The sequence below is a fragment of the Sphingomonas sp. MMS24-J45 genome (genome assembly GCF_044881195.1).
Classification (GTDB): domain Bacteria; phylum Pseudomonadota; class Alphaproteobacteria; order Sphingomonadales; family Sphingomonadaceae; genus Sphingomonas.
In genome coordinates this window covers 2,315,152-2,328,885 of record NZ_CP173255.1, presented here as the reverse complement: position 1 = coordinate 2,328,885, position 13,734 = coordinate 2,315,152, and the positions used below count along the sequence as shown (strand labels likewise).

General features: G+C 64.4%; 8 protein-coding genes. 2 read left to right on the top strand and 6 right to left on the bottom strand.

Features of this window, described 5'->3' with window-relative positions; genetic code table 11:
- The first annotated feature begins 5 nt into the window (after nucleotides 1-5).
- A complete protein-coding gene (locus tag AB5I39_RS11405) occupies nucleotides 6-1,139 on the top strand; it encodes a DUF3089 domain-containing protein (protein WP_404366723.1) in 1,134 nt (377 codons plus the stop codon).
- A gap of 46 nt (nucleotides 1,140-1,185) precedes the next feature.
- Here AB5I39_RS11405 and AB5I39_RS11400 read toward each other — a convergent pair whose 3' ends face one another.
- Both AB5I39_RS11400 and AB5I39_RS11395 read right to left on the bottom strand, forming a co-directional pair.
- Nucleotides 1,186-3,696, bottom strand: a complete 2,511-nt coding sequence (locus AB5I39_RS11400; protein ID WP_404366720.1) for a TonB-dependent receptor — start codon at nucleotides 3,694-3,696, stop codon at nucleotides 1,186-1,188.
- Between the two features lie 166 nt (nucleotides 3,697-3,862).
- On the bottom strand, nucleotides 3,863-5,845 hold the full coding sequence (locus AB5I39_RS11395) for a sulfotransferase (protein ID WP_404366717.1): 1,983 nt from the start codon (nucleotides 5,843-5,845) through the stop codon (nucleotides 3,863-3,865).
- A gap of 87 nt (nucleotides 5,846-5,932) precedes the next feature.
- Here AB5I39_RS11395 and AB5I39_RS11390 point away from each other — a divergent pair, with 87 nt between their 5' ends.
- Entirely contained in the window at nucleotides 5,933-8,002 is a 2,070-nt protein-coding gene (locus tag AB5I39_RS11390) for a CocE/NonD family hydrolase (RefSeq protein WP_404366714.1), read from the top strand.
- Here the strand turns inward: AB5I39_RS11390 and AB5I39_RS11385 are convergent.
- The 4 genes from AB5I39_RS11385 to AB5I39_RS11370 all read right to left on the bottom strand — a co-directional run bounded on the left by AB5I39_RS11385 (nucleotide 7,999) and on the right by AB5I39_RS11370 (nucleotide 13,646).
- Nucleotides 7,999-9,468, bottom strand: a complete 1,470-nt coding sequence (locus AB5I39_RS11385) for a hypothetical protein (protein ID WP_404366711.1) — start codon at nucleotides 9,466-9,468, stop codon at nucleotides 7,999-8,001. The genes AB5I39_RS11390 and AB5I39_RS11385 overlap by 4 nt on opposite strands.
- 112 nt (nucleotides 9,469-9,580) lie before the next feature.
- The gene (gene glf, locus AB5I39_RS11380; RefSeq protein ID WP_404366708.1) at nucleotides 9,581-11,773 is read right to left on the bottom strand and encodes a UDP-galactopyranose mutase; all 2,193 of its coding nucleotides are present in this window, start codon (nucleotides 11,771-11,773) and stop codon (nucleotides 9,581-9,583) included.
- 278 nt (nucleotides 11,774-12,051) lie between these two features.
- Nucleotides 12,052-12,618: a DUF4142 domain-containing protein gene (locus AB5I39_RS11375; protein WP_404366705.1), complete on the bottom strand. Its 567-nt coding sequence runs from the start codon at nucleotides 12,616-12,618 to the stop codon at nucleotides 12,052-12,054.
- A 50-nt stretch (nucleotides 12,619-12,668) separates the two neighbouring features.
- Entirely contained in the window at nucleotides 12,669-13,646 is a 978-nt protein-coding gene (locus AB5I39_RS11370) for an SDR family oxidoreductase (RefSeq protein ID WP_404366702.1), read from the bottom strand.
- Nucleotides 13,647-13,734 lie beyond the last annotated feature (88 nt).

The window sequence follows — 13,734 nt, the reverse complement described above, 5'->3', positions numbered from 1 at the left end:
CGCCGATGATCGCCCTGTCGCTACTGCTCGCCGCTGCTGTACCGGTGCCGCCTGTTTATGGCGAACCGACGAACTGGCTTTGCCGTCCCGGCCGCGCCGATGCCTGCAGCGGCGATATCGCCGCCACGATCGTGACGCCTGATGGCAAGCAACTGCGCGAACCCCGCATGCGGCGCGCGATGCCGAGCGCCGACTGCTTCTACGTCTATCCCACCACATCAATGGACCCCACACCGCTCAGCGACTTGATTCCGGGCGACGGCGAAATCGGGATGGCGGCATCGCAGGCGGCACCGTTCCGCAATGTCTGCCGTGTGTTCGCACCGATGTACCGGCAAGTGACCCTGCCCGCGCTGCGCGACTCGATGCGGACAGGGAAGCGCTTGTCGGCCGCCGATCTGGAGACGCCCTATGCCGATGTCCGCGCCGCGTTTCGCGACTATCTGGCGCGGGACAATCACGGGCGACCGTTCGTCCTGATCGGGCACAGCCAAGGCTCGGCGTTGCTGAAACGGCTGGTGATAGAGGAAATCGACGGCAAGCGGATCCAGCGCCAGATGCTATCGGCGATCCTGCCGGGGACGGCGGTGCTGGTCCCGCGCGGGCGCGACGTCGGCGGGGATCTGAAAACGGTACCGCTGTGCCGTGCGGTGACGCAGACCGGCTGCGTCGTTACCTGGGCAAGCTATCGCGACACCAACCCGCCGCCCGTCAATGCGCTGTTCGGGCGCGCGGGCGCGGGCGATCTCGTCGCGGGCTGCACCAATCCCGCGCGGCCGGAGGGCGGCTCCGCCCGGCTCGATCCGCTGCTCGGCTTTCCGTGGTGGCGGGGCGGCGTCGCGCAGTTCAGGCAGCCCGCAATCTGGACCGCGCGCGGCAAGCCCGTCGGCACGCGCTTCGTGCGGATGCCGGGTCTGCTCTCGGGCGAATGCGTCACACGCGGCGAGTTCGGCTATCTGGCGGTGACAGTGACGCCCGGTGCCGCGACCGACCTGATCGCGGCAACCGTCGGGCCCGACACGGTCGGCGATACCGCTTACCCCGATTGGGGCTTCCACGTCATCGACATCGCCATCGTGGAGCGCGACGTGATCGAGCTGGTCGCCAGCCAAAGTGCGGCCTGGCACGCAAGAAAATAGGGGACGGTCGCCCGCCCCCCATCATCCTTAACCCGTTATGCGGCGCTCAGAATTTGACCTTTGCGCGCAAACCGATCGTGCGTGGACGCGCCAGCGTGTTGCGGCTGCCCGCCTGATAGACCTGATAGTAGGTCGCACGCGCAATGTTGGTCACCGTCACGCCATTCGCCAGATTGTTGCCGTAAACACCGAATTCGAAATTGCCGATGTTGTAGGTCGCCGACGCACTCAGATTGTGCGATTCGGGGATGACGGCAAAGGTCTGGCTCGGCCCGGTCGCAGTCAACTTGCCTGCAACCAATGCCGTCGTAAAGTTGTTGAACGTCGTGTTCTGCGACGATTGGAACTGATAGCCGAACTGCAGGTGCATCTCGCCGGAACCGACCGGACGATCGTAGAACGCCTGGAAGTTCGCGGTAAGTTGAGGATAGTAAGGCGTGCGATCGCCATTAAAGGCACCGACCGTCGGGATGTCGCCGTTGGCGGTCGAGCTGTTGTACGATCCCGCCAACGTCAGCGTCAGTTCGGGCGTCGCTTTGACCGACGTCTCCAGTTCCAGACCCTTGCTGGTGATCTTCCCTTTGTTATCGGTGAAGAAGTACGAGCAGTTCAGCCGAAGCCGCGACTGCACGTCGGACCAATCGATATAATAGGCGCTGACGTTGAGCGTTACGCGCCCGCCGGCCAGCTTCGCCTTCTCGCCGATCGTATAGTTCCACAGCTTGTCGGGCCCGAAGGTCAACGGTGCAGAGGTGTAGCCGTAGGAGGCGAGATCGTTCGTGCATTGCCCGGCAATCCCGGCCGAGCCGAGCGGCACCGGCTGGTTGCCGCCGCCATAGCGGAAGCCCTTGGCGACCTCACCATAGACCAGGAAATCGTCATTGACCTTGAACGAGATGTTGCCGCGCGGGTTGAAACCGTTCGATTTCAACGTGGCGTTGGTGGTCAGCGGCACGCCATTGACGACGCCGTAGAAACCACTCGAATATAGATAGTATTTTTCCTTGAAGTTGAAGTAACGCACGCCCGCCGTCAGATCGAGCCGGTCGGTGACGTGCCAAGTCCAGTCGGCATAAGCGGCGAACTGATGTTCGTTGACGTCCTGCAAGCCCGAGTAGATGTCGTTCGGCTGGAATGCCTTATCAACCGTCTGCGAGTTATACAGGCCGCCGGGCACGTTGAACGGACCGTAGAAGGTGTTCATGTACGACAGCGTGTCGAACCCGGGCACGGGAATGTCCTGCCGCAAATGGCGGTCCTGCTGTTCGTAGAACACGCCGACCGTCCATTTGAGCGGCCCGCCGCTCTTCGAGACGAGCCGCGCCTCGCCCATGTAGTCCTTCAGCTTCTGGTCGATCTGATAATATTCCGGCGGCAGCGAGCGGGCGAGCGCGTCGCTATACGCGGTTGGCGCCTCGAACAGCGGATAACGATCGGTCCGCGGCGTGAGCGGCGACCCGTAATCCTGGAAGAAATAGCCGATCTGCGGCTCGACCGAGGCATCGAAGCCGATCGCGCGGTCGGTATAAGCGCCCGTCACGATCAGATTGGCAAAGCCTGCGTCATAATCCGCGCCCAGTTGATACAGACGGAAACGGTCGTCGGTGCCCTCCGGCCCGTTGGTCAGGATCGTGTACGGCGCAAGGCCGCTGAACGCGGAATTCAGGCCGCGCGCGATGCTGCGTTCATAGGTGATGCTGCCATCGACGGTCAGGTCGGACGACGGCGTCCAGCGCACCGCGACGCGGCCCTGATAGGTGTTGTTGCTATTGGCGTTCTGCTTGTTGCGCAGCCCGATATTGTCGATGTAGCCGCCATCGCGGCCAACATAGAAATTCGCGCGCACCGCCAGCGTGTCGGACACGAGCGGCAGGTTGACCATCCCGCGGATGTTATAGCTGGCCGCGCCATGTTCGGTCGTGGCGATCCCTGCCTCGGCCGTGCCGAAGAATTTGGTGAGATTGGGCTTAGCCGTGACGAAGCGGATCGTACCCGCCATCGATCCTGCACCGAACAGCGTGCCCTGCGGCCCGCGCAGGACTTCGACGCGTTCCAGATCATAGACCTTCAGGTCGGGCGTCTGGCCCTGCAGCGAGATCGGCGTATCGTCGAGATAGACCGCGACGAGCGTGCGATCCGACGTGTCGGACGAGGCGTAGCCGCCGGTCGACAGGCCGCGCATGTTGAATTTGTTGAAACCCGGCGCGCCTTCGGTGATCGACAGCGAAGGCGTGAATTTGGCGAGATCGACCAGATTGCCCTGGTTCGATTTGGTGATCTGATCGACGTTCACGACCGACACCGCGATCGGCACCTTCTGCAGCGACTCGGCACCCGACCGACTGGCGGTGACGACGATGTCGGTGAGCGTGTCATCTTTCGCTTGAGTTGGCTCGGCTGCGGTGGTTTGCGCAGCGGGGGCCGCAGGGGCAGGATCGGATGCCGCGAAGGCGGCGCTCGGCGCGATCAGCGCGAGGCTTGCGCCCGAAGCCAGCAACAGCGCCAGCAACGGCGTGCGGCGAACGGAATTGCCGGTCTGGTGGTGCAAAGTCGTCATGATTCCCCCTTATCGAACGGTCTTGTCACTTCGCCGTTTGCGCCGCTCCGGGCTGCGTGGCCCTTTGCTGACGAACGGTTGGAGGCGCCCCCCCAATTGCGGAGGCTCATCCCATTAGTGGCAAGCGCAAAGCAAAATTACTCGATGGGGGCATCCAATATTGCGATCACTGCCGAATTGCCAGTGAGTTGGCAAGGGTGCCGAGCGCCGCCTTGAGTGGCTCCAGCCAGGGCTCGAAATGCCGCCATTGGTCGAGCCCGTCGCGATAGATCGGTTGGCGCACCTGTTCCGAACTTGGCGTGCGCACCGCGCGCTCATTCTCGAAAAAGGCAAGACAGCCGGGTTCGAACGCCAGCCCGACATGCTCCAGCAGGGCACGAAGTTCGCGCTCCGGCGCATCCACCAACGCTTCGTACGACACCCGATGCACGCGCCCGGGCAAGACCACATCGACATGCGCCATCAACGCCACATAATCGGCATAATAGCGTCCGAGATCCGCGAGATCGTAGCTATAGCCCTGCCCCGCCGCGAAACCCTGCTTGAACAGCGAGACGCAGCACGCGAGCGGATGCCGCCTTACATCGATGATCCGCGCGTTCGGCAGGATCAGGTGGATCAGGCCGATATGCAGAAAATTGCCGGGGAATTTGTCGACGAAATGCGGTGCATCGGTCTGGCGGCGGGGCCGGGTGCGCTCAAGATAAGCGTTCGCAAGTTCGGCAAACGCAGCGGGCGGCAGATCGGCGAGCGATTGCGGATAGGTATCCCCGCCCTGCCCGCGCACCTGCGCGGCGAGCGCCGTGATGTCGGGCAGCTCCGACAGACCCTCGACCTGGCTGTGGCTGGCGAGGATCTGCTCGAGCAAGGTGGAACCCGAGCGCGGCATCCCGAGCACGAAGATCGGATCGCGCGCGGCACACCCGACCGCGGCGCGTTCGGCGAAAAACGCTGGGCTGTAGGTGGCGATACTGCGCTGGACGAAGGCGGAATGCGCGGCGGCATCGTAGGGCGTTGCGGCGCGGCGAGCAGCATTTCCCGCTTGATACTCTTGGAACGCGGGTTCGTAGTCGGCGGCATCCTCCAACGCCTTGCCCAGCGCGAAATGCAAATGCGCACGGTCGTCGGGGCCTAGCGTGTTTGCTCCCAGCAACCCGCGTATCGCCGCGACATCCTCGGCCGCAAAGCGCCAGGTCTTGAGATTGGCGAGACTCCAATAGGCCTCGCCAAATTGCGGTTCGATGGCGATCGCATGACGATAGGCGGCGACCGCATCTCCTTGCCGCCCGACGCTGCGCAGCGCATGGCCATAGGCGTGCCACAGACGGGCATCGGCAGGCGTGATGGCGAGCGCCGCCGCGAACTCTTCGACCGCGGCGGGCTCGCGGCCCAGGCTCATCAGGGCGCTCGCGTGAAGCGCCCGCACCGGCGGCGCCACGACATAAGCCGTGAGCAGCGGCTCAAGCACCGCCGACGCCTCCACAAAACGCTCCAGCCGAAACAGCAGGACCGCGCGATGAAACCGCGCTGGCGCATACCGCGGAGCGGCCGCGACGGCGCGCGTCAGCAGATCTTTCGCTGCCGCATCGCGCCGCTCGCGTACCGCAACATCGGCAAGCAGGCGCAGCGCGGCCGGATCGTTGAAATCGACCCCGAACCGCGCGCGAAGCGCCTCCGCAGTCGCGCTGCCCGGCGTATCGATCCACGCCAGCACGGCCTGCACAAATGCCGCATCGCCGATACTGCCCGGCAGCAACCGCGCCTGCGCCTCTAGCGCGCGCGCCGGATCGGTCATGCCGTAGAGATCGCCGAGCGCGTGCCAGGCGAGCGCTGCACGCGGTTCGGCCGCAGTCGCGCGTTCCAGCGCGGCGATCGCCTCCGTTCCCCGCCCCAGCATCGCCAACGCCATGCCCTGTTCGTAATGCGGTCCCCAGGCGCCCGGTCGTGCCACCGCGAGCGGCGTGAGCACCTCCAGCGCCGCCGCCGCATCACCACTGCGCCGAAGCGCCGCACCAAGCAGAAAACGCACTTCGAGCGTCGGCGGCAACGTACGCGCCAAGGCCGCCGCGCGGCGCGGATCGACCGCAAGCAGCGCCTTGGCCTGCCCGATCCGGGCCACAACATCGCGCTGATCGTCGGGACGGGCCATCGCTTCGGCCTCTATGCGGACGCCCGGCAAAAATCTATCGTCGCGTCACGCCGCACCGGAAACGCGTGCCATTACAAGGGGATCTGCATGTCGGGATCACGCCGCGAGTTTCTTGGCGCCACGCTTGGGGGGCTTGCACTCAGCGGCACCGCCGCGCGCGCCGCGACCAGCAAGGCACCCTGGACGCTTCCTCCCAAAACCGGCGTCAAACATCTCGAGATCGTGCGGATCAAGATGCGCGACGGGGTCGAACTGTGCGGCCAGATCTGGCTGCCCGCCGATGCCGACACGCGGCCCGCTCCGGTCGTGCTCGAATACATCCCCTATCGCACCCGCGACGCCTATTCGGCGCCCGATGGTTATTGGGGTAACACGCTGGCGAGCCACGGCATCGGCTTCGCGCGGATCGATTTGCGCGGATCGGGCGATTCGGGCGGTCTGCTGCGCGACGAATATCTGGCGCAGGAACAGGATGATGCCGTAGAGATCATCGCCTGGCTGGCGGCGCAGCCCTGGTCGAACGGATCGGTCGGGATGCGCGGCATATCATGGGGCGGGTTCTCGACGTTGCAGACCGCGATGCAGCGTCCGCCTGCGCTGAAAGCGATCATGCCGATGGCGTGCTCCGACCGGCGCTTCACCGACGATGCGCATTTCGTCGGTGGGTGCCTCGGGCTGACAAATTTCAAATGGGGCGCAAACTTCAAGGGCGTGATGGCCGCCCCGCCCGATCCCGCCGTGGCCGGGCCGGGTTGGGAAAAGCTGTGGCGCGATCGGCTGGAGGCATCGCCCGCGATCATCGCGCGCTGGACCAGGCATCAGCGCGAGGATGCCTATTGGCGGCATGGATCGCTGCATTTCGATTATGCCGCGATTACGTGTCCGACCTACATCGTCGGCGGCTGGGCCGATGCCTATGTCCATTCGGTCCCGCGCCTGCTTGAAGAACTGAAGTGCCCACGCAAGGCATTGGTCGGGCCGTGGGGCCATACCTATGCCTGGCTCGGTGGCCCCGGCCCGGCGCTCGATTGGGCGTATGAGGAAGTGCGCTGGTGGTCGCACTGGCTGCGCGGCGCGGCGACGGGCATTATGGACGAGCCGATGTTGCGCTTCTACCGGCCGGAAGCGACGCCCGCACAATCCGCGCCGGGGGCAACGCCGGGTGCATGGGGCGCAGAGGCCGTCTGGCCCTCCCCCGACGTCCATGCGCAGCGCCTGTACCTGACCGATGCCGGTCTCGCCCCACGCCCCGGCGCGGGAAAGCGACGACAGCATCGCTCCGACAATGCAGTTGGGTTGGCGACGCCCGAATGGGTGCCGTTCGGTCAGGACGAGATGCCAGGCGACCAACGGCACGATGACGCGGCGTCGATCTGTTATGACATGGCGCCGCTGCCGGCCGATGTAGAGTTGCTGGGCGTTCCCCGGGTGCGGCTACGCGTCGCCGCCGACAAGCCGGTGGCGCAAATCGCGGTGCGGCTATGCAAGGTGATGCACGATGGCACGTCGTGGCGGCTCGCCTATGGCATCCTCAACCTGACGCATCGCGACGGCCATGCGACCCCGAAACCGCTCATCCCCGGCAAGATGGTCGATGTTACGATCGACCTGGGCTTTCTCGCACAACGCCTGAAGACCGGGGAACGGCTGCGCATCGCGATCTCGGAGGGGCTGTGGCCGCTCGTCTGGCCCTCGCCCGACAGCCCGACGCTGACGCTCGACCCCAATGCGAGCGCCCTGACCCTGCCAATCCGGACACCCCCGCTGATCGAACCCGCCATGCCTATCCAGAGCGTGCCCGTTGCGCCCGATCGCGGCGATGTCGCGGTCAAGACGGTGGAGGACCACGGCGGCATCACCGTAACGGGCACATGGCCCGACAAGAGCCGCCCTTGCGCGAATGGCACGATCCTGTCGGGCTTTGGCCCCAACACCGTCGCCACCATCACGCGCGGCGCACCCAATAGCGGATCCTGGTCGGGCAGCCGGATCAGCCGCTATCGCCGCGGCGACTGGAATTGCGAGCTGCGCATCGGCTTCACTCTGACCTCGACCGCGCGCGCGTTCACCGTCGGCGAGACGCTGACCGCTTTCAAAGATGGGGTCGAAATCTTCCGGCGCGACGTGACCAATACCGTGCCGCGCGACCTGCTCTAGCGCCGCCGCGCCTCGGCGATCGCCTCGGCAAGCCTCGCGTCCGCGCGGCGCTCCTCCCGCGTCGGTCCGTGGGTCAGCAGGCCGTTCGGGCAATAGCGTCCGTCGTCCCAACCGGGATGATCGAGGATAGGGTACAGGCACACGCCCTCCACCGGCACACCCATTGCGATAGCCGCATCGACCTCCTTCAGGATCATGCGCAGCCACGCCGGGCGCGCATCGCCCTCGATCCCCGTCTCCGCGACGAAGATCGGGCATCCGTAGCGGGCATAGGTTTCCGCCAGCATGTCGCGAAACGGGCGCGCCAGCAGATGCCCGAGCGGCAGTGTCTCACCGCGGTGCATCCATTGGTTGTTGTGATAGAAATTGACCCCGACGATATCGAGCAGATCGGCCCGCCCGCCAATTTGCGGCCAGGCTCGCCCGGCGATCATGTCCCACGCCTGAAATTGCGCATGCCTGTGCCCAAAGGCATCGGCCACATCCTCGGGCGTTGCGGGATCGGCAACAATATTGATGACCGGGTCGGCATGGATGAATCGTGCGGCGGGATCGACCGTCAGGATCGCGTCCATTGCGGCGATGCTCGCGCGCGCAAGCTGCACCTTCAGCTCAAAACCGCGCCCACGCGCGAACGGATTCATGTAGGCAACATCGCCCCCGCCCCAGGCGAAAAACGAGATTTCGTTGACCGGCGCGTAGAAGCGGCGCTCGCCGGGTGCAGCCGGGCCGATATGACGGGCGGCGGCGGCGGCGAACGCGGCGAAGCGTTCGACGAAAGCAGGCGACCAGATATCGAGGTGATCGGGCCAGCCATAATGCAGCAGGTCCCAGATCATCTCGGTCCCCGTAGCCCGCGCGGCGGCCAATTGTCGATCGAGGCTCGACCAGTCGTAATGGCCAGGCGCGGCTTCGATCAGATGCCAGCGCACCCCATCCCGGACCGTATCGATGCCGTGCCGCGCCAGCTCGCGATAGTCATGCTCGGCGTGAAGATCGTGATGGCTCGCCGCGATCATGTCGATCCGTTGACGATCCGCGGCACGGCGATGCGTCGAACATTCGAACCCGCCCTGCAAGAAGCTTCGAAACAGCCCGGTCGGCCGCGCCGGTGCCGGGCGCTGAACCAGCGCAGTGGCCAGACGCCGCTGCCATTCGGATACGCCCCAGCCGTATGCATTTTCGGCGCTGAAATCGATCAACGCGGGCCGCAGCGACAAGCGTTCGAGCGCGGGTGCGACATCGGCCACGTCCTGACACGCCACCACCACGTCATAGACCGGCAGTACGCTGGCGAGATGGCTGACCGTATCCTCGAAGGACAGGTTCCACGGCGTGGGATCGACCGCGACGCCCGCCGCCTCCAGCAGAACGTGCGCTTGCACCGTCACGCCCTCCTGCCGGAAGCAGGCGAGCGCGCCGACCTCGTACCGGTCGCGATCGAGCAACAACGCCAGATGCCGCACCGTCTCTTCCTCCGCACCGCTGACCAGGCATGCGAAGACGAAGAGGATGCGGATCGGCCGGACCTCGACCGATCCGGTCAGGCCGCTTGCGGCAGGTGCGGTTGCGATGGGATCACTCCGCCGCCGCCAGCGTCCGGTCGGCCCGGGCGGCCATCCGCCGGTACGTAGCCAGCGCCTGACCGACCACCTGGTCCATGTTGTAATAACGATAGGTCGCCAGTCGCCCAACGAAGGTCACGCCCTCCTGCGCGTCGGCCAGAGCCTCATAGCGTTTGAACAGCGCCTGATTCTCCGGGCGCGGGATCGGATAGTAGGGATCGCCCTCCGCCTGCGGAATTTCATAGGTGATGCTGGTCTTTGGATGTACTTGGCCGGTCAGATGTTTGTACTCGGTGATGCGCGTGTGCGGCACCGCCTCGTCGGGATAATTCACCACGCCGACCGGCTGGAATTCCGGCGTGTCATGCGTTTCGTGCCGAAATTCTAGACTGCGATACGGCAGCTTACCGAAACGGAAGTCGAAGAACTCGTCGATGGGCCCGGTAAACACGATGTGATCGACATCCACGCTAGCGATCACGTCGCGATATTCCACGCCTGTTCGCACCGTGATGCCAGGATGATCGAGCATCGCCTCGAACATACGCGTATAGCCTTGCGCCGGCATCGCCTGGAAGCGGTCGCCAAAGTAGCGGTCGTCCGTCGAGGTCCGCGTCGGCACGCGTGCGGTGACCGATTTGTCGAGCTCGGACGGATCCAAGCCCCATTGCTTGCGCGTATAGCCGCGGAAGAACGTCTCGTAGAGATCGCGGCCGACCGCCGAGATCACGACATCCTCCGACGTGCGGATGCGATCGACCGGCTCGGCCCGCCGCGCGAGGAACGCCTCTGCGGCGGCATCGCTGTCGAGCGAGAGTCCGTAGAGCGCGTTGAGCGTCGTCCGGTTGATAGGGATGGGCACGTGCTTGTCGCCGACGCTGGCCAGCACGCGATGCTCGTAGGGATGCCATGCGGTGAAGCGCGACAGATAGTCGAACACTTCCGAGGAATTGGTGTGGAAGATGTGCGGGCCGTAGCGATGGATCAGCACCCCCGCCTCGTCATATTCGTCGAACGCGTTCCCGCCGACGTGCGGTCGACGATCGACCACCAGCACCCGCTGCCCCGAATCGGCCGCCAGCCGTTCTGCGATAACTGAGCCAGCGAAACCTGCCCCGACGACCAGCGTATCATAATGTTCGCGCTTCGGCAGCGCCGCCACGGCGCGCGGGCGGGCGATCACGCGGTCGATTTGCGCCTGCATCGCCGCTTGCGTGCGATCCCAGGACTGCGTGGCGAGCAGGGCGTCGGCCTGATCGAGCCAGGCACCTGTCTTGGGCAGCGCGAGCGCCGCTTCGCACGCCGCGATGAAGCCGTCCGCCTCGCCAGCGATAGCGACCGCATCGATGTTGCCATAATGCCGGATCACGTCGGTCACCGGCGTCGACACCACGGGCAGACCGCCAGCCAGATATTCCGGGGTCTTGGTCGGGCTGATGAAGCGCGTTGCGGCGTTGATCGCGAACGGCATCAGCGCCACGTCCCAGCCGGAAAGGTACGCCGGGAGATCGCCATAGGCCCGCGCGCCAAGCCAGTGGATGTTTGGGCGCTGCGGCAGATCAGCCGGATCGATCTTCACGACCGGACCGATCATCACCAGCGACCACTCGGGATGGGCGGCGGCGCCCGCGTCGATCATCGCCAGATCGATCCGTTCGTCGATCACACCGTAAAAGCCAAGGCGCGCGCCCGGAATCTCGCGCTGGTCGGCGGGTTCCGCGACGGTGCCGCGGGCCATCGCGAAGTGCGGCACTTCGACCGCCGAGGGAAACGGGTGCACTTCTGCGTGACGGCTGCGCTTCGCTTCGTAAAGACTGTACCCGCCAGTAAAGACGACGTCGGCGCGCTTGAGCAGCCGCGCCTCGCCCTCGATCAGAGCTGGATCGGCGAAGCGGAAGGCCGACAATTCGTCCATGCAATCGTAAACCACTGCCTGCGCATTCAGGTGCGCGGCGAAGTCGAACATCATCGGCGTGTAGAACCACAAGAGCGGCGGCCCGGGGACACTCGTTTCAACCAGCAGGTCGAGCAGCTTCGTCAGACCCGTTTCGATTTCGGCGGCGCTCCACCAATGCGGCAGGCGCGGGCGGAGTGCGATGACGCCGTCTGCCGGGAACGGATGATATTCCAGATACGGCAGCGGATGATCGCACCGAATATGCTCTTCCCAGAAGAATACAGTCCGCGTCCGTGCGAAGCGGCGCATCAGATGTTGCGGGCGCTGAGTGACGAAATCCCAGCGCAAATGCGAAAAGCAGATCAGGGGAGAAGAGATGCTCGACGATACGGATGGTTGGGTCGCGGGCGAAAAGCCGGAGGTGTGCACGCTTCATGCTCCATTATTCGGGCTGCCGCGTTGCGAGCATGATTAGATGCACGACGTCGCGCGCCGCACCTTGCGGTGCGGGGCGACGTCGGCGGACGGGACGGATTTCCGCGATAATGAAGGGGCAGCGCGGCGCTGCCGTTCGCAGGCTAGAACGCTTACATTTCGTCGAGCATTCGGATGTGCATCTGCACGACCGGAACGATCTTCGCCGCTACCGTCTTCAACGGTGCCGCGCGGCCGTTAGAGGCATAAGATTGGTGGAGGGTCAGCGCCTGATCGTGCGCCGCTTTTTGCTGCGTGACATAGGTCGTATCTCGGTCAGTACCCTTGGCTGCGCGAAGCTGTTGCAACATCGCGGCCTGATCGGGCATCAACTTAGGAGGCATAACCTTGACCCGGCTTCGGGCGGCAGCGGCTTTAACGTCCGCGGTGCTCTTGCTGTGTGCGGTGAGCATCATCTTGGCGCAGCTGCGAACCTTGGCGTTGGTCGTGGTCTGCATCACGACTTGCGCGGACTGCCGCTCAAAAAGATCGCTCGCCCCGGCGGCAGTAACATATTGCGACGCCGAATCCGCCTGCGCCAACGCAGGCACCGCCACAAAAACCGACAGAATCGCAACCGTGTGTAAAGTCTTCATGGCGGACTCATCTCTTATCGTGTGACATCCCCAACATCTCTCACAGACCACAGTTCCTAGATAATTCAAGGTTTTAATCTGCATCAGTCACTTTTGACTTAAACATGATTTGCATCAAATGGCTTCCCTGACGGTCAAGATGCTCCGGTCCCGCCATTCGCGCCGAAGAAGCTGCCGGTCGTGAAACTCGCGCTTGGGTCGGCAAGAGTCACGTAGAGCGCGGCGAGTTCGGCGGGCTGACCAGCGCGCCCGAGCGGCGTGTCCTGCCCGAATTCACCCAATTTACCGGGCAACTGCCCGCCAGCGACCTGCAGCGGTGTCCACACCGGCCCGGGGCCCACGGCATTGACGCGGATGCCTTGCTTGGCGACTTGCTTGGCCAGCCCTTTGGTAAAGATCAGAATAGCGCCCTTGGTGGTGGCGTAATCGAGCAACTCCTCGCCTGGATTGACCGAATTAACCGACGCCGTGTTGATGATCGCCGCGCCAGGCTTGAACATCGCAACGGCCGCCTTGCTCAGGTGGAACATCGCATAGATGTTGGTCTTCATCGTCCGGTCGAACTGTTCGAAAGAAATGTCGGCGATCGATTCCTTTGATTGCTGATAGGCCGCATTGTTGACGAGGATGTCGAGCCCGCCGAGCGCACTCGCTGCCTTGTCCACCAGTCCCTGGCAAAATTTCGTATCGGTCAGATCGCCAGGCAGCAGAACGATCTTGCGCCCCTCCCCGCGGAGCACTTTTGCGAGATCCTGCGCATCGGGTTCTTCGGTCGGAAAATAATTGATCGCGACGTGGGCCCCTTCGCGCGCAAAGGCGATCGCGGCGGCGCGACCGATGCCGGAGTCGCCACCCGTGATCAGCGCCTTGCGGCCCTGCAATCGGCCCGACCCGCGATAACTGGTTTCGCCGCAATCGGGCACCGGTGTCATGTCGCGCTGCAGCGCCGGCCATTTTTGATGCTGTTCCGGAAACGGGGTCGAGGGATAGCGCGTTTGGGGGTTGGGGGCGGCGCGTCCACCCGATTGGGCAAGCGCGGGTGCGGCGACGAAACCGACGCCGGCAGCAGCCGTGGCTTTTAGAACATCGCGGCGGTTCGAATCATCCGGCATAGTAAACTCCTAGGAAAGCGTTTGCCTAGAACCGCTGCCGCGAACGCGCGGTTCCACTTTCAAATTTCCTATAATCTGCATCAAGTTG

Excerpts from the sequence above, each read along its gene's own strand:
- AB5I39_RS11405 (WP_404366723.1), top strand. The coding sequence starts at position 6 with ATGATCGCCCTGTCGCTACTGCTCGCCGCTGCTGTACCGGTGCCGCCT.
- AB5I39_RS11400 (WP_404366720.1), bottom strand. The coding sequence starts at position 3,696 with ATGACGACTTTGCACCACCAGACCGGCAATTCCGTTCGCCGCACGCCG.
- AB5I39_RS11395 (WP_404366717.1), bottom strand. The coding sequence starts at position 5,845 with ATGGCCCGTCCCGACGATCAGCGCGATGTTGTGGCCCGGATCGGGCAG.
- AB5I39_RS11390 (WP_404366714.1), top strand. The coding sequence starts at position 5,933 with ATGTCGGGATCACGCCGCGAGTTTCTTGGCGCCACGCTTGGGGGGCTT.
- glf (WP_404366708.1), bottom strand. The coding sequence starts at position 11,773 with ATGCGCCGCTTCGCACGGACGCGGACTGTATTCTTCTGGGAAGAGCAT.
- AB5I39_RS11375 (WP_404366705.1), bottom strand. The coding sequence starts at position 12,618 with ATGCAGATTAAAACCTTGAATTATCTAGGAACTGTGGTCTGTGAGAGA.
- AB5I39_RS11370 (WP_404366702.1), bottom strand. The coding sequence starts at position 13,646 with ATGCCGGATGATTCGAACCGCCGCGATGTTCTAAAAGCCACGGCTGCT.